This is a genomic window from Saccharopolyspora sp. ID03-671, assembly GCF_045278815.1.
GTDB lineage: Bacteria > Actinomycetota > Actinomycetes > Mycobacteriales > Pseudonocardiaceae > Saccharopolyspora > Saccharopolyspora ipomoeae.
In genome coordinates, this window is the sequence record NZ_CP134054.1 from 518,637 (window position 1) to 533,367 (window position 14,731).

The 14,731-nt window shown below is 72.0% G+C and carries 15 protein-coding genes; 11 read left to right on the top strand and 4 right to left on the bottom strand.

The window, feature by feature from the left end; translation table 11 throughout:
- Positions 1 to 68: 68 nt before the first annotated feature.
- Genes pcaH through REH65_RS02550 form a run of 6 tightly spaced genes read left to right on the top strand, consistent with a single transcriptional unit; the run spans position 69 to position 4,711 of the window.
- A complete protein-coding gene (gene pcaH, locus REH65_RS02525; RefSeq protein WP_406691083.1) occupies positions 69 to 821 on the top strand; it encodes a protocatechuate 3,4-dioxygenase subunit beta in 753 nt (250 codons plus the stop codon).
- Positions 821 to 1,381, top strand: a complete 561-nt coding sequence (gene pcaG, locus REH65_RS02530) for a protocatechuate 3,4-dioxygenase subunit alpha (protein ID WP_406691084.1) — start codon at positions 821 to 823, stop codon at positions 1,379 to 1,381. Before pcaH ends, pcaG begins: the two co-directional genes overlap by 1 nt.
- A gap of 38 nt (positions 1,382 to 1,419) precedes the next feature.
- Positions 1,420 to 2,736 carry a 3-carboxy-cis,cis-muconate cycloisomerase gene (pcaB, locus tag REH65_RS02535; protein ID WP_406691085.1) on the top strand — a complete coding sequence of 439 codons (1,317 nt, stop codon included), beginning with the start codon at positions 1,420 to 1,422 and terminating at the stop codon, positions 2,734 to 2,736.
- Positions 2,733 to 3,491 carry a 3-oxoadipate enol-lactonase gene (pcaD, locus tag REH65_RS02540; protein ID WP_406691086.1) on the top strand — a complete coding sequence of 253 codons (759 nt, stop codon included), beginning with the start codon at positions 2,733 to 2,735 and terminating at the stop codon, positions 3,489 to 3,491. The genes pcaB and pcaD overlap by 4 nt, the downstream gene beginning before the upstream one ends.
- Positions 3,488 to 3,871 carry a 4-carboxymuconolactone decarboxylase gene (gene pcaC, locus REH65_RS02545; RefSeq protein WP_281454470.1) on the top strand — a complete coding sequence of 128 codons (384 nt, stop codon included), beginning with the start codon at positions 3,488 to 3,490 and terminating at the stop codon, positions 3,869 to 3,871. The genes pcaD and pcaC overlap by 4 nt, the downstream gene beginning before the upstream one ends.
- Before the next feature lie 39 nt (positions 3,872 to 3,910).
- The gene (locus tag REH65_RS02550; RefSeq protein ID WP_406691087.1) at positions 3,911 to 4,711 is read left to right on the top strand and encodes an IclR family transcriptional regulator; all 801 of its coding nucleotides are present in this window, start codon (positions 3,911 to 3,913) and stop codon (positions 4,709 to 4,711) included.
- A gap of 79 nt (positions 4,712 to 4,790) precedes the next feature.
- On the opposite strand, the gene REH65_RS02555 is transcribed toward REH65_RS02550, so the two are convergent.
- Complete coding sequence (locus REH65_RS02555) at positions 4,791 to 5,546, bottom strand: FadR/GntR family transcriptional regulator (RefSeq protein ID WP_406691088.1); 756 nt, start codon at positions 5,544 to 5,546, stop codon at positions 4,791 to 4,793.
- A 144-nt stretch (positions 5,547 to 5,690) separates the two neighbouring features.
- On the opposite strand from REH65_RS02555, the gene REH65_RS02560 reads away from it, so the two are divergent.
- Genes REH65_RS02560 through REH65_RS02570 form a run of 3 tightly spaced genes read left to right on the top strand, consistent with a single transcriptional unit; the run spans position 5,691 to position 8,508 of the window.
- Positions 5,691 to 6,425 (top strand): (Fe-S)-binding protein, encoded by a 735-nt coding sequence (locus REH65_RS02560; RefSeq protein ID WP_281454473.1) that lies wholly within the window; start codon positions 5,691 to 5,693, stop codon positions 6,423 to 6,425.
- A gap of 17 nt (positions 6,426 to 6,442) precedes the next feature.
- Positions 6,443 to 7,876 carry a LutB/LldF family L-lactate oxidation iron-sulfur protein gene (locus REH65_RS02565; protein ID WP_406693069.1) on the top strand — a complete coding sequence of 478 codons (1,434 nt, stop codon included), beginning with the start codon at positions 6,443 to 6,445 and terminating at the stop codon, positions 7,874 to 7,876.
- Entirely contained in the window at positions 7,873 to 8,508 is a 636-nt protein-coding gene (locus tag REH65_RS02570; RefSeq protein ID WP_406691089.1) for a lactate utilization protein C, read from the top strand. Before REH65_RS02565 ends, REH65_RS02570 begins: the two co-directional genes overlap by 4 nt.
- Position 8,509: 1 nt before the next feature.
- On the opposite strand, the gene REH65_RS02575 is transcribed toward REH65_RS02570, so the two are convergent.
- Positions 8,510 to 9,541 (bottom strand): DUF3616 domain-containing protein, encoded by a 1,032-nt coding sequence (locus REH65_RS02575; RefSeq protein ID WP_406691090.1) that lies wholly within the window; start codon positions 9,539 to 9,541, stop codon positions 8,510 to 8,512.
- Between the two features lie 164 nt (positions 9,542 to 9,705).
- Between REH65_RS02575 and REH65_RS02580 the strand changes: the two genes are divergently transcribed.
- Positions 9,706 to 9,918: a hypothetical protein gene (locus REH65_RS02580; protein WP_281454476.1), complete on the top strand. Its 213-nt coding sequence runs from the start codon at positions 9,706 to 9,708 to the stop codon at positions 9,916 to 9,918.
- 57 nt (positions 9,919 to 9,975) lie between these two features.
- On the opposite strand, the gene REH65_RS02585 is transcribed toward REH65_RS02580, so the two are convergent.
- Positions 9,976 to 11,451, bottom strand: a complete 1,476-nt coding sequence (locus REH65_RS02585; RefSeq protein WP_406691091.1) for an APC family permease — start codon at positions 11,449 to 11,451, stop codon at positions 9,976 to 9,978.
- 22 nt (positions 11,452 to 11,473) lie between these two features.
- Positions 11,474 to 12,196 (bottom strand): GPP34 family phosphoprotein, encoded by a 723-nt coding sequence (locus tag REH65_RS02590; RefSeq protein ID WP_406691092.1) that lies wholly within the window; start codon positions 12,194 to 12,196, stop codon positions 11,474 to 11,476.
- Between the two features lie 317 nt (positions 12,197 to 12,513).
- Between REH65_RS02590 and REH65_RS02595 the strand changes: the two genes are divergently transcribed.
- Entirely contained in the window at positions 12,514 to 14,535 is a 2,022-nt protein-coding gene (locus tag REH65_RS02595; RefSeq protein ID WP_406693070.1) for an ABC transporter ATP-binding protein, read from the top strand.
- The last annotated feature ends 196 nt before the right edge of the window (positions 14,536 to 14,731 follow it).

The window sequence follows — 14,731 nt, forward strand, 5'->3', positions numbered from 1 at the left end:
AAGGTGCTTCCTCTTTGCCCCAAGCAAGCAACCGGCACCGCCGCGGGTTCAGTTCAAGGAGTCCACTTATGACTGTTCATGAGACTCGGTCGGATTCCGGTCTCATCCTGCCCGAGTACCTGCCCGACGACCGTTCGCACCCGCCGCTGGATTCCCCCGGGTACCGGTCGTCGGCGCTGCGGCATCCGAAGCAGCCGCTGCAGTACCTGCCGCAGAACCTCACCGAGGTCACGGGGCCGCTGCTGGGGCAGGACCGGTGCGGCGAGCAGGACCACGACCTGACCGCGCAGCACGACGGGGAGCCGCTGGGCGAGCGGATCATCGTCAGCGGCAAGGTCCTCGACTCGGCGGGCAAGCCGATCCCGAACACGCTGGTGGAGATCTGGCAGGCGAACTCGTCGGGTCGCTACCTGCACCAGGGCGACCGGCACCCGGCTCCGCTGGACCCGAACTTCTCCGGCACCGGGCGGTGCATGACCGACGCCGAGGGCAACTACCGGTTCATCACCATCAAGCCCGGCGCCTACCCGTGGCGCAACCACGACAACGCGTGGCGCCCAGCGCACATCCACTTCTCGCTGTTCGGGCAGGCGTTCACGCAGCGGCTGATCACGCAGATGTACTTCCCGGGCGACCCGCTGTTCTACCAGGACCCGATCTTCAACTCGGTGCGCGACGAGAAGGCACGCGAGCGGATGATCTCCCGGTTCGACCTGGACTCCACGGTTCCCGAGTGGGCGCTGAGCTTCAAGTGGGACATCGTGCTGCGCGGCCCGCAGGCCACCGTGTTCGAGGACGAGGAAGAGGAGGACGACGACTGATGGGCGTTCCCGCCACCACCCCGTCGCAGACGGTCGGCCCGTTCTACGCCCTGCCGGACGGGATCCTGTGGGACGACGGGCCCGAGCTCGTGCCCGCCGACCGCGACGGCGCGTTCGTGCTGCACGGCGTTCTCCGCGACGGAAGCGGCGATCCGGTCCCGGACGGGGTGATCGAGATCTGGCAGGCCGACGAGCAGGGCCGTTTCGACCACCCCGACGACCCGCGCCCGGACTCCTCGGGCTGGCAGGGCTTCGGCCGCTGCCCCACCGACACCGAGGGCCGGTTCTGGTTCCGCACGGTCAAACCCGGTGCGCTGCCCACCCCGGGCGGCGAGATCGAGGCACCGCACATCGACGTGACCGTGCTCGCCCGGGGCATGCTCAACCGCGTGGTGACCCGCGTGTACTTCCCGGGCGAGGCGGCCAACGACGCCGACCCGGTGCTGACGGCGGTGCCGACCGAGCGGCGCGACACGCTGCTGGGCGTCACCGACGAGGAGGGGCTGCGGTTCGACGTCCGCCTGCAGGGCGATGGCGAAACGGTGTTCTTCGCGGTCTGATGGGGCGGTCAGTCCACAGGAGATCGAAGGAGTCGGGTGTGTTCGGTTCGATGTTCAGCACTCCGGAGGCCACCGAGCGCACCGGCGACGCGGCATGGCTGCAGGCGATGCTGGACTTCGAGTCGGCGCTCGCCGCGGCGCAGGCCAAGGCCGGGATCGTGCCGCCCGAGGCGGCCGAGGACATCGCGGCGCACTGCCGCGCGGAGCTGTTCGACGCGGCCTCGATCGGCGAGCGCGCGGTGGCCTCGGCGACGCCGGTCATCGCGCTGGTCAAGGACCTCGCGGCGGCGGTCGGACCGGGGTCGCGTCCGCACGTGCACCGGGGCGCTACCAGCCAGGACGTCATCGACACCGCGGCGATGCTGCTGGCGCGCGACGTGCTGGAGCTGGTCGTCGAGGACCTGCTGGCGGCGGCGCGGGAGTGCGCGAGGCTGGCCGATCAGCATCGCGGGACGGTGCTCATCGCGCGTTCGCTGCTGCAGCAGGCGCTTCCGACGACGTTCGGGCTGCGCTGCGCCGGCTGGCTGACCTCGCTGGACGAGGCGATCACCGGGCTGCGGCGGGTGCGTCCGGCGGTGCAGTTCGGCGGCGCGGCGGGCACGTTGGCGTCGCTGGGCGACGGCGGCACCGAGGTGCTGGGCGGGGTCGCCGAGCGGTTGGGGCTGGCCGAGCCGGTGCTGCCGTGGCACACCGACCGCGCCCGGATCGCCAAGCTGGCGGGTGCACTCGGCACCGCGTGCGGGGTGCTGGGCAAGATCGCGCTGGACGTGGAGCTGCACGCCCAGACCGAGGTCGGCGAGCTCACCGAGGGCAGGCCCGGCGGGTCCTCCGCCATGCCGCACAAGCAGAACCCCGCCACGTCGGTGCTGATCACGGCCGCGACCCAACGCGTTCCGGGGTTGGTGGCGACGCTGCTGTCGGCGATGCCGCAGTCCTACGAGCGCGCGGCCGGGGCCTGGCAGTCGGAGTGGGAACCGCTGACCGAGCTGCTGCGCCTGTCGGCAGCGGCGGCCCGGCGGACGCGGGAGCTGTTGGAGGGCCTGAAGGTTCACCCGGACCGGATGGCCGAGAACCTCGACCTCACCCGCGGGCTGGTGCTCGCGGAGAACGCCGCCGGGCGGCTCATGGGCGCGCTGGGCCGCACCGACGCGCAAGCGCTGGTCGCCGAACTGTGCCGGCGCACCACCGGGAACGGCAGCACGCTGCGCGCGGAGCTCCTCGCCGAACCCCGGGTGCGCGAGGTGCTCTCGGAGGACGACGTGGTCGCGGCGACCTCGGCGAGCGACTACCTGGGGTCGGCGTCGGAATTCATCGATCGGGCTTTGGCCGCGCACACCGGAATGGAGGAGCGTTGAACGTCAACCACGAGCTGACCGGGCCCGAGGGGGCTCCGGTGGTGGTGCTGTCCAACTCGCTGGGAACCGACCTGCGCCTGTGGGACGAGCAGGTCCCCGCGCTGCGCGAGCACTTCCGGGTGCTGCGCTACGACCAGCGCGGGCACGGCGGCACGAAGGCCGAGCCGGGCCCGTACTCGCTGGCCGACCTGGGCGGCGACGCGCTGGAGCTGCTGGACCGACTGGGCGTCGAGCGTGCCCACTTCGCCGGGGTGTCGCTGGGCGGCATGACCGGGATGTGGCTGGCCGAGAACGCGCCGGAGCGCATCGCGTCGCTGGCGTTGCTGTGCACCTCGGCGGATCTGGGCGGCCCGTCGTGGTCGGAGCGGGCGGCGACGGTGCGCGCGAACGGCATGGCGGCGATGGTCGACTCGTCGCTGCCGCGCTGGTTCACCCCCGCCGCGGTCGGGAACCCGGAGATCCGGGAGAAGTTCACCGACATGATCCTCAGCGCCGACCCGGAGGGCTACGCGGGCTGCTGCGAGGCGATCGCCGAGATGGACGTCCTCGACGGCCTGCCCGGGATCACCGCGCCGACGCTGGTGATCGCCGGTGCCGAGGACCCGGCCACTCCCCCGTCGCACGCCGAGCGCATCGCCGCCGGTGTGCCCGGGGCGCGGGTCGAGGTCCTCTCGCCCGCGGCGCACCTGGCCAACGCCGAGCAGCCGGAGGCCGTGAACCGGTTGCTGCTGGAGCACTTCGGGGGTGCCGCGTGAGCGACGAGAGCCGCTACGACGCGGGCATGGCGGTGCGGCGCGAGGTGCTCGGCGACGCGCACGTCGACCGCGCCAACGCCCGCAAGACCGACTTCACCGAGGGCTTCCAGGACTTCATCACCCGCTACGCGTGGGGCGAGGTGTGGACCGGCGACGGCGTCGACCGGCCGACCCGCAGCATGCTGACGCTGGCGATCCTGGCCGCCACCGGCTGCGAGGACGAGTTCGCGATGCACGTGCGCGCGGCCCGCCGCAACGGCCTGGAGCCCGAGCGGATCAAGGAGGTGCTGATGCACGTGGCGATCTACGCGGGCGTGCCCCGCGCCAACACCGCGTTCGGCATCGCCAATACGATCCTGAGCGAGGAAGAGCCGGGGTAGTAGTCATCCGAGGCCGTTCCGCCGACGAGGGGATCATCGATGGAGTCCGAGTCCGACACCAGCAGCGGCTACGTGCAGTCGCTGGCGCGGGGGCTTGCGGTGATTCGCGCGTTCAGCGAGTCCAGCCCGGAGATGACGCTCTCGGAGGTCGCCCGCGCGACGGACCTGTCGCGCGCGGCGGCCCGCCGGTTCCTGCACACCCTGGTCGGCCTGGGCTACGTGTGGACCGACGGGCGGGTGTTCGCGCTGACGCCGCGGGTGCTGGAGCTGGGGTTCTCGTACCTGTCGAGCGTGTCGCTGCCCGAGATCGCCCAGCCCCACCTGGAGGGCCTGGTCTCGGAGGTGCACGAGTCGGCGTCGGTGTCGGTGCTCGACGGCACCGACATCGTCTACGTGGCGCGGGTTCCCACGTCGCGGATCATGACGGTCTCGATCAACATCGGCACCCGCTTCCCGGCCTACGCGACGTCGATGGGCCGAGTGATGCTGGCCGACCTGCCCGAGGACCGGCTGCGCGCCCACCTCGACCAGGTCGACCTCGCGCCGTTGGGCCCGCACACGATCACCGGGCGCGCGGCGCTGCAGGAGGAGCTGGCGCGGGTCCGCGAGCAGGGCTGGGCGCTGGTCGACCAGGAGCTGGAGGCGGGGCTGCGCTCGATCGCGGCCCCGATCCGGGACCGCTACGGCCGGGCGGTGGCGGCGGTGAACATCTCCTCGCACGCCAGCCGCACCACCCGCGAAGCGGCCGAGAACGACCTGCTGCCCCCGCTGCTGGCCACCGCCGGGCGCATCGCCGGGGACCTGGCGGTCTCGCCGCAGTCCCGCGCCGTGGTGCGCTAGGTCCCGCTGAGGTGCGCGGTGGAGCCCGACTCGGGTTCCGCCGCCCGCACCGCCGCGCTAGGTGATCCTCCAGAGAGGTTCACAGGTCTTCCTGGGCCCAGCCGTGGCGGTAGAAGGAGCGGATGTGGGCTGCGGTGCGCTCCTCGGCGGCTTCGGCGTCGCCGTCGCGCAGGGCCTGGTAGATCGCCCGGTGGTCGGCGCGGAGTTCGTCGGCGATGGGGTCCCAGTCGTCGCCGAGGGCGTCGAAGGCGGCCAGCAGCGGGCGGCGCATCGACTCGCGGATCGCGATGGTCATGTCGGCGACCAGGCGGTTGCCGCCGGCTTCGGCGATGCGCACGTGGAACTCGGTGTCGAGGTCGTTGAACCGGGCCCGGTCGCAGTCGGGTGAGTCCATCTCGTCGAGGAGTTCGGCGAGCCTGGCCAGGTCGTCGGGCCGGGCGCGGGCGGCGGCGTGCCGGGCGCTCTCGCGTTCGAGCATGAGCCGGGCGCGCACCACGTCGGCGACGGGGAAGTTGGCCAGCGCCACGTGCAACCGCAGCAGCCGGGTGAGCGCCTGGCTGGGCAGCGCGGCCACCGTCGTGCCGGAGTCGGGCCCGGTTCCCACGCCCATCCGCAGCACGCCCTGGGCCTCCAGCGCGCGGAACGCCTCGCGGACCGCGGCGCGGCTGACGCCGAGCATCTTGGCGAGGTCGCGCTCGGCCGGAAGCCGGTCACCGACCTTGAGCGCACCGGTGACGATCTGCTCTTCGACGCGGTCGATGACCAGCTCGTAGGTGCGGGTGCGGGCGACGGGACGCCAGTCGGCGTCGCCCGCGTCGGCTTCGAATCCGCTCACTCGGTCCCCTTTACACGCGCCGTCCGTGATCCCTAGGGTAAGTGCCGTCTATGGTCGGACCAAAGAATGGTCGACAAGTCGGGTGTCGTGGCGTTCGGTGCGCGAGGATTCCGGCGAGGACGGAGAGGAACCGGTGATGCGCGCATGAGGGTGGCCCTGTTCGCGACCTGCCTCGGCGACACGCTGTTCCCGGAGGCGCCGAAGGCGACGGTGCGGCTCCTGGAACGGCTGGGGTGCGAGGTCGACTTCCCGGCCGCGCAGACCTGCTGCGGCCAGATGCACACCAACACCGGCTACCGCAAGCAGGCCCGCTCCTCGGTGCGGACGTTCGTCGAGGCCTTCGCCGACTACGACGCGGTCGTGGCGCCGTCGGGTTCGTGCGTGGCCTCGGTGCGCCACCAGCACACCCAGGTCGCCGACGGCGACCGCGCGCTCACCCGCGCGGTGGAGCGCACCGCGCCGAAGGTGCACGAGCTCTCGGAGTTCCTGGTGGACGTGCTGGGCGTGACCGACGTGGGCGCCTACTTCCCGCACCGCGTCACCTACCACCCCACCTGCCACTCGGCGCGGCTGCTGCGCGTCGGCGAGCGCCCGCTGCGGTTGCTGCGCGCGGTGCGCTCGCTGGACCTGGTCGAGCTGCCCGCCTCCGAGCAGTGCTGCGGGTTCGGCGGCACGTTCGCGCTGAAGAACCCCGACGTGTCGGTGGCGATGGGCGCCGACAAGGCCCGGCACGTGCGCGAGACCGGCGCGGAGGTGCTCTGCGCCGGGGACGCGTCGTGCCTGATGCACATCGGGGGCCTGCTGTCGCGGCAGCGCTCGGGCGTCCGGGTGCTGCACCTGGCCGAGATCCTGGCCTCGACGGAAGGAGACCAGCGGTGAGCGCCACTCCCCTGGGCATGCCCTCGTTCCCGACCGCCGCCAAGCGCGAGCTGGCCGATTCGCAGCTGCGGCACAACCTGGCCAACGCCACCTCCACGATCCGCCGCAAGCGCGCCGGCGTGGTCGGCGAGCTCGACGACTGGGCCCAGCTGCGCGACGCGGGCGCGGCGATCAAGGCCCACACGCTGTCCAACCTGGACACCTACCTGGAGCGGTTCGAGACCGCGGTGACCGAGGCCGGGGGCACGGTGCACTGGGCCCGCGACGCCGCGGAGGCCAACCGGATCGTCACCGATCTCGTCCGGGCGACCGGTGAGCGGGAGGTCGTGAAGGTCAAGTCGATGGCCACGCAGGAGATCGAGCTCAACGAGGCGCTGGCCGAGGCCGGGATCGACGCGTGGGAGACCGATCTGGCCGAGTTGATCGTCCAGTTGGGACACGACACGCCCAGCCACATCCTGGTTCCGGCGATCCACCGCAACCGCGCGGAGATCCGGGAGATCTTCCGCCGCGAGATGGGCGCCGTCGGCACCCCGGCTCCCGAGGACCTCACCGACGAGCCCGCGCGGCTGGCCGAGGCGGCGCGGCGGCACCTGCGGGAGAAGTTCCTGCGGGCCAAGGTCGCGGTCTCGGGCGCGAACTTCGCGGTCGCCGACTCCGGCACGCTGGTGGTGGTCGAGTCCGAGGGCAACGGGCGGATGTGCCTGACGCTGCCGGAGACGCTGATCAGCGTGGTGGGCATCGAGAAGGTGGTGCCGAGCTGGCGGGACCTGGAGGTGTTCCTGCAGCTGCTGCCGCGGTCGAGCACCGGTGAGCGGATGAACCCCTACACCTCGACCTGGACGGGCGTCACGGCCGGGGACGGGCCGCAGGAGTTCCACGTGGTGCTGCTGGACAACGGGCGCACCGACGCGCTGGCCGACGAGGTGGGCCGCCAGGCGTTGCGCTGCATCCGCTGCTCGGCGTGCCTGAACGTGTGCCCGGTGTACGAGCGCACGGGTGGTCACGCCTACGGCTCGGTGTACCCGGGGCCGATCGGGGCGGTGCTGACGCCGCAGCTGCGCGGCACGGCGTCCGAAGTGGACAAGTCGTTGCCGTACGCGTCGTCGTTGTGCGGCGCGTGCTACGACGTGTGCCCGGTGGCCATCGACATCCCGGACCTCCTGGTGCACCTGCGGACTCGCGTGGTCGAGGAGCACTCGGCGAAGGACAAGCCGATGGACGCGCTGATGGGCTTGGCGTCGTGGGTGTTCGGCGACGCCAAGCGGTTGGCGGCGGTGCAGAAGGTGGCGTCGTGGAGCCGGAAGGTGATCGGGCGGCGCGGCACGATCGGCCGGCTGCCGGGTCCGCTGTCGGGGTGGACCGACGCGCGGGACGCACCCGCCCCGGCGCAGGAGTCGTTCCGCTCGTGGTGGCAGCGCACCCGCGGCGAGGAAGGGGACGGGCGATGAAGTCGGATTCGGCGCGCGAGGCGGTGCTGGGCAGGGTTCGTCGAGCGCTGCGCGACACCGAGCGCACACCGCTGTCGGCGGTACCGCGCGACTACCGGTCCACGCGCCCGCGAGCGGATCTGGTGGCGGCGTTCTGCGAGGCGGTCGCCGACTACAAGGCCACTGTGGACCGGGCTGCCGCCGATGAGGTGGTCTCCCGGATCGCCGGGATCGCCCGGGACGCGGGCGCGCGCCGCCTGCTCGTCCCGGACGGGGCACCACAGGCGTGGTCCGCGGCGCTGGGCGAGGAGTTCGAGCTCGTCGACCCCGGGGCGTCGACGACGGCGTTGGAGCAGGTCGACGCGGTGATCACCACAGCCGCGGTGGGCATCGCCTCGACCGGCACGATCGTGCTGGACCACGGCCCGGGCCAGGGCCGCCGCGCGGTGACCCTGGTGCCGGATCTGCACGTGTGCGTCGTCGCCGAGTCCCAGGTCGCCGACGACGTCCCGGCGGCCCTGGCCCGCCTGGACCCGGCCCGTCCCACGACCTTCATCAGCGGGCCCTCGGCCACCAGCGACATCGAGCTCAACCGGGTCGAGGGCGTCCACGGCCCCCGGACCCTCCACGTCCTGGTCGCACCGTCGGCCTGAGCTAGAGCGGGAGGGCGTCGGCGAGGACCACGCCGGGTTCGGTCAGGCGGTGGGCGGCGGGGCTGTCGTAGACGACGAGGAGCTCCCCGGAGGGCAGCAGCGCCAGCCCTTCGGCGTGGTCGTCGCCCTCGCCGTGGGGGACGTCGAGCTCGCGGTGGAGTTCGGCGCGGTGCACGACGTCGGCGGTGTCGAGGGTGGCGGCGCCGGGCCAGCGGTAGACGCGGACCGGGCCGTCGAGGGCCATCGAGGGTCCGGCGAGCAGCAGCAGGTCGTCGCCGTGCACGCACATGTCGCGAATGCCCAGTCCGTCGAGGTCGAGGAAGATCTTCGCGTAGCGCTCGTCGTCGATCTTGCGCAGTTCCAGTTCGCCGTCGTCCTCGCGGGGTTCGAGCAGCAGCACCACGGCCCAGCCGCGCAGCACGGGGCCGCGCAGTCCGAGGTAGACGCGCTCGCGGCCGGGTTCGCCGTGCACGGCGATGCCTTCGACGTCGAGGCCGTTGTCCTTGCCGGGGATGGCCAGGAACGGGGCCAGGTGGTCGTCGTCGGCGAGCAGGTCGATCAGCCCTCCCCTGCCCAGCGCGGCGCTGCGGGCGCCTTCGGGGGTGCGTTCGGCGGGCACGTCGTCGGACAGGGCGATGCGGGCGAGCACGCGGCGGCTGGGTTCGGCGCTGACGGAGGCCAGCCGCTTGGCGGCCTTGGCGTCGGTGTGGTGCTGCTTGATCTTGCGCCGCTTGGCGCTGTGCGAGCCCACGACCCACAGGAACGGGCCGTTGCGGGAGATGCCCTCGACGTCGACCTCCTCGTCGGCCTCGCCGGGCAGGTCGACGACGTCGGCGAGCGGGAAGGTGACGTGCTCGCGGTACTCGGCGGGCCGGTCCGGGTCATCGCAGCGGAGCCGTTCGACGGTGGCGGTCTCGTCGCCGGCGATCCACAGGTGCTCGCCGTCGGTGCGCACCGCGGAGAGGTTGACGTGGGTGTCGGATTCGACCGCCCCGGCGGTGAAGATCAGGCGCACCGTTCGTGCTACGTTCATCCATCGCTTTCTACCAGGCGGTTCCGCCACGAGCTCCTCGATCAGGGAGTCCGGATGTTCTCCTCGCCCACACGATCAAGTGACTGCTGGAACCGTCGCGCCGGGGGTGCGGTCCTAGGCGATGTCGTTGTCCACGCGTCCATGGGAGAAGGAAAGGGGTCGCCGTGCCAGACATCCGGGTCCGGCTCCGCGGTGGGCCGCAGGACGGTCAGGAGCTGACCGTCTCGGCCGACTCATCGGGCAAACCGATCCCGCGCATCACCCTGCCCGCGCGCGCTCGCAATCCCGAGGCCGTGCCGCCTCGGCTGATCTACGAGCGCTCCGGCAAGCACGGTGATGGAACCTGGGAGTTCCGCTACGTGGGTGCCGAGACCTGACACCCCGCGGCGGCGGCAGGGCACGGAGCCGGGTGCCCTGCCGGTCGTCACCGATCATCACCGCCGGGCGAGGACCTCCGGGCTGCGCATGACCGTGGCCCGCGCGCCCGCTCCGATCCGGGCGTACACCTCGGGTTTCGCCCGCTTGAGCAGCATCCCCCACGCCGATCCGACGGCGAAGACGCCCGCCAGACCCGACGGCACCACCCAGCCCAGCGCGTGCCCGGGCGCGACGCCCAGCGTCGTCCGGTACGAAAGCACCGCCGTCACCAGCACCAGCGCCAGCAGCGCGGCGGCCAGCGCGGGGGCGATGGTGGTGGGCCAGGCGCCGTGCCCGTGACCGCCGGTGCGGCGGAAGAACCCGACGACGGCCACCGAGGTCAGCAGCACCAGCAGCAGCACGCCGAGCGCACCGGTCGTGGCGCCCCAGAAGAACAGGTGCACCGCCGGGTCCAGCTCCAGCAGCGCGGTGACCGCGACGGCCGCGGCGCTGACCGCCGTGGCGACCAGCGACCCGGCCACCGGCGCACCGGTGCGGGCGCTGGTGCGCACCCACCAGCGGGCTCCGACGCCTTCCAGCCCGAGCGAGAACAGGTAGCGGGCGCACACGTGGTGGAAGGCCAAGGCGGCGGCGAACATCGAGGTCAGGTACAGGACGTTGCCGACGTCGACCAGGGTCGCGGGCAGCCGCTGGGCGGCCAGGGCGAACAGCAGCCGGGTGGAGTCGCGGTCGGCGGCGGCCACGACCGATCCGGGCCCGGTCGCCACCGTCATCGCCCAGGTGGAAGCGGAGAACAGCCCGCCGATGACCAGCAGCGAGATGGCCGCGGCGTGAATGACGGTGCGCGGATCGCGGGCCTCGCGGGCCAGCACGGTGAGGTTGGCGAACCCGATGAACCCCGTGAAGGCGACGAGCAGGATCGCCCCGGCCGACCCGGTCAGCAGCACCGACGGGTCCAGCGCGCCGAAGGTGAGGCCCTCGGGCCCCGGGGCCGCCACGAACGCCACGTCGTAGACCACGAGCGCGGTCACCTCGGCGAGCAGCAGCAGCGCCAGCACGCGCCCGTTGACGTCGATGCGCTGCAGCCCGAGCGCGGCCACCAGCGCGATCGCCGCCGCCGAGTACCACCACCAGGTCGGGTCGGTGCCGGTGAGGCGGCGGGCGAAGTCGGCCGCGCCGACGCCGAAACCGCCGACCAGCCCGCCGAGGATGAGCAGGTAGGACACCACGGCCACCGCGCCCGCCCCGGCTCCGGCGGCCCGGCCCAGGCCCTTGGCGATGTAGGCGTAGAAGGCACCAGCGTTGTCGACGTGCCGGGACATGGTCACGTACCCGATCGCGAACACGCCGACGACCAGGGCCATCACCAGGTACCCGAGAGGCAGTCCGGGCGCGGCGGTGACCGCGAAGCCGTTGGCGGCCACACCGCCGACGATGGTGGCAGGGGCACCGGCGGCCACGGTGAAGAACACGATCGACAGCACGCCCATCCGGGATCCGGCCAGCGTCGCCGACACCTTCGAAGGGGGCACGTTCACGCTCCTAGTGCTCGGTTCAGTGCCTCGGGGTGATCGCCGACGCTCCGCGGGCCGCGCCGATCTCGTGGAGGAGGCTGCGCAGGGTTCCGGGCAGCAGCGATTCCCACGAGTTCATCCGGAACTCCCCCTGCCGCAGCGCGTTCTTGCTGAAGCGCAGGTGGCGCAGCACCCCGGTCTCGCGGGTCAGCAGCGCGAAGGTGATCTCGGTCAGCCGTTCGGGCACGGTGATCACGCCGTTGCCGGTGGCCGTGTCGGTCCCGGTGAACAGCTCTTCGAGCTCGGCGGTGGTGCCGCGGCGGGTGTCGGCGAGGCGCCAGGCGGCGGCCGCTCCCCCGCGCAGCCCGCCGGAGATGGGGACCTCCCGCAGCACGTCGACGAGCACCAGCCGGGACCGGACCTTCTCCACGGAGGTCTGGGCGAGGTACTCCAACCAGGTGCGCAGGTCGTGGCCGGCTTCGCGGCGGATCTCGCGCAGCACCGTCCAGGACAGGAAGTCGGGGCAGCGCCCGTTGCCGCTGGGCCGGACGTCGGGGGTGAGGGCGATCTCCTCCTCCACGATCAGCTCGGCGAGCAGCCCGCCCGAGCACCCGAGGGCGAGCAGGTCGGCGTCGATGCGCGGCGAGATCCGGTTCTCGCCGCTGTGGGCGGCGAGGAAGAACCGGTCCGCGATGCGCAGCGGGAGCCGCGTGCCGTCGGGCTCGGGAACGCTCCGGCCATACCTGGCCACGCCCTTCAACACGTGGTCGATCTCCTTCACCAGCCAGAACGCGTTCGTCGCGGGACCCGCACTCCGGAAGGTGTCCAGGGCGGCACTCCGCGTGGTGCAACCCCATCGTTCAAGATCAACGCCGAGTCGCGCATCGGCCGAGCGTCTGATGTGGCCGAATCGTTGTGGTGGCTAACCGTCCGTTTACCGGTCCGCGCTCAGCGCCGGAACCGGGCGGGAACAACCGGGAGGCGCATTGACTTCCACCTGAGTCGAGGTTCGAGGATGGAACCACCCGAACGACACCACCACGTCACGAAGGACCTCCAGTGAACGCCAACTGGTCGACGATGCGCTCGTTCGCGAGCGACAAGTCCGTCACCCGGCAACGCCTGTCCGCCGGCCTGCTCCGCCGCATCGGCGGCTACGCACGCCCCTACCTGCGCGACATCGTGCCGTTCCTGGTGCTGGTCGCGCTGGCCGCCGCGCTCGGCGTGGTCAACCCGCTGCTGTTCAAGGCCATCATCGACGACGGCATCGTGCCGCGGAACTTCTCGCTGGTGGTGTGGCTGGCCGTGGCGGTGGCCGGGGTGGCCGTGCTGGAGGCGGCGATGAGCCTGGCCCAGCGCTGGTACTCGGCCCGCCTCGGCGAGGGCCTGATCTACGACCTGCGCCGCGAGGTCTTCGACCACGTGCAGCGGATGCCGGTGGCGTTCTTCGTCCGCGCCCAGACCGGGGCGCTGGTCAGCCGCCTCAACAACGACGTGATCGGCGCGCAGCGGGCGCTGACCTCGACGTTGTCGTCGGTGGTGTCCAACGTGCTGAGCCTGGTGCTGGTGCTGGTCACCATGTTCACGCTGTCCTGGCAGATCACCGTGATCGCGCTGGTGCTGCTGCCGCTGTTCCTGCTGCCGGTGCGCTGGGTGGGCCGCCGGCTGCAGCGCATCACCCGTGAGCAGATGAAGCTCGACGCCGAGATGAGCTCGCTGATGACCGAGCGCTTCGGGGTGGCCGGGGCGATGCTGGCCAAGCTCTACGGCCGCGCCGACGAGGAGTCCGAGCGCTTCGCCGCCCGCGCCGAGCGGGTGCGCGACATGGGCGTCATCTCGGCGATGTACAGCCGGGTGTTCATGGTGGCGCTGACGCTGCTGGCGGCGCTGGCCACGGCCGTGGTCTACGGCCTGGGCGGTGGTCTGGTGCTGGCGGGGGCGTTCCAGCTGGGCACGCTGGTGGCGCTGGCGACGCTGCTCAACCGCTTGTACGGGCCGCTGACGGCGCTCTCGAACGTGCACGTGGACGTGATGACGGCGCTGGTGAGCTTCGACCGGGTCTTCGAGATCCTGGACCTCAAGCCGATGATCACCGAGAAGCCGGATGCGCGGGAGCTGCCCGCGGGGGCCTCCGACGTGGAGTTCGACCACGTCTCGTTCCGCTACCCGGCCTCCAGCGAGGTGTCGCTGGCGTCGCTGGAGTCGGTGGCGCGGGCGGATCACTCCCCGGCGCACCCGGTGCTGCACGACATCAGCTTCCGGGCCGAGCCGGGCCGGACCGTCGCGCTGGTGGGGCATTCCGGGGCGGGCAAGACCACGATCACGAACCTGGCCGGGCGGCTCTACGACGTCGACGCGGGCGCGGTGCGCATCGGCGGCGTGGACGTGCGCGACACGTCGCTGGCCTCGCTGTACGACCACGTCGGGGTCGTCACGCAGGACGCGCACCTGTTCCACGACACGATCCGCGCCAACCTCACCTTCGCCCGGCCCGACGCGTCCGAGCAGGAGCTGACCGAGGCGCTGCGCACGGCTCAGCTCGGCCACCTGATCGACTCGCTGCCCGACGGCCTGGACACGGTGGTCGGCGACCGGGGGCACCGCCTCTCCGGTGGTGAGAAGCAGCGCCTAGCGATCGCCCGCCTGCTGCTCAAGGCCCCGCCGATCGTCGTCCTCGACGAGGCCACGGCCCACCTCGACTCGGAGTCCGAAGCCGCGGTGCAGCGCGCCCTGGCCACTGCCCTGTCCGGGCGCACGGCCCTGGTCATCGCCCACCGCCTCGCCACCATCCGCGAAGCCGACCGGATCCTGGTCATCGACGACGGCCGCATCGCCGAGGACGGCACCCACGAAGAGCTCCTCGCCCGAGGCGGCCACTACGCCGAGCTCTACCGAACCCAGTTCGCCCAGCAAACCGACCCGGACACCCAGCAGACCGGCCCGGACACCCAGCAGTCCGACTCGAACGCCCAGCAGACGGGCCCGAACACCGAGCAGACCGACCCGGACGTTCAGAAGACCAGCCCGGACACCCAGCGGACCGATCCGGACACCCAGCGGACCGGCCCGGACGCGGCCTCGGACTCCGACGAAGCCGCCTAGCGGTCAGCGCTCCTCGTTCCCCTGCCAACGGTCACGGTGACAACGTCCGTTGGCAGGGGGCGGTTTTAGCCATAATCACCCATGATCAATGTCTGAAATGTCGGGACAATTATGGCTAAAACTGTCCCCCTCCAGAACCGCGAACCACCGGAAAGGACCTCGCGGGCAGGAGGTGCACCGAAGCCTTCCTCTGGGA

Bases quoted from the DNA above. Each gene is read 5' to 3' on its own strand.
- pcaH (WP_406691083.1), top strand. From the start codon at position 69: ATGACTGTTCATGAGACTCGGTCGGATTCCGGTCTCATCCTGCCCGAG.
- pcaG (WP_406691084.1), top strand. From the start codon at position 821: ATGGGCGTTCCCGCCACCACCCCGTCGCAGACGGTCGGCCCGTTCTAC.
- REH65_RS02550 (WP_406691087.1), top strand. From the start codon at position 3,911: ATGGAGTCCGAGTCCGACACCAGCAGCGGCTACGTGCAGTCGCTGGCG.
- REH65_RS02560 (WP_281454473.1), top strand. From the start codon at position 5,691: ATGAGGGTGGCCCTGTTCGCGACCTGCCTCGGCGACACGCTGTTCCCG.
- REH65_RS02565 (WP_406693069.1), top strand. From the start codon at position 6,443: ATGCCCTCGTTCCCGACCGCCGCCAAGCGCGAGCTGGCCGATTCGCAG.
- REH65_RS02570 (WP_406691089.1), top strand. From the start codon at position 7,873: ATGAAGTCGGATTCGGCGCGCGAGGCGGTGCTGGGCAGGGTTCGTCGA.
- REH65_RS02575 (WP_406691090.1), bottom strand. From the start codon at position 9,541: ATGAACGTAGCACGAACGGTGCGCCTGATCTTCACCGCCGGGGCGGTC.
- REH65_RS02595 (WP_406693070.1), top strand. From the start codon at position 12,514: ATGCGCTCGTTCGCGAGCGACAAGTCCGTCACCCGGCAACGCCTGTCC.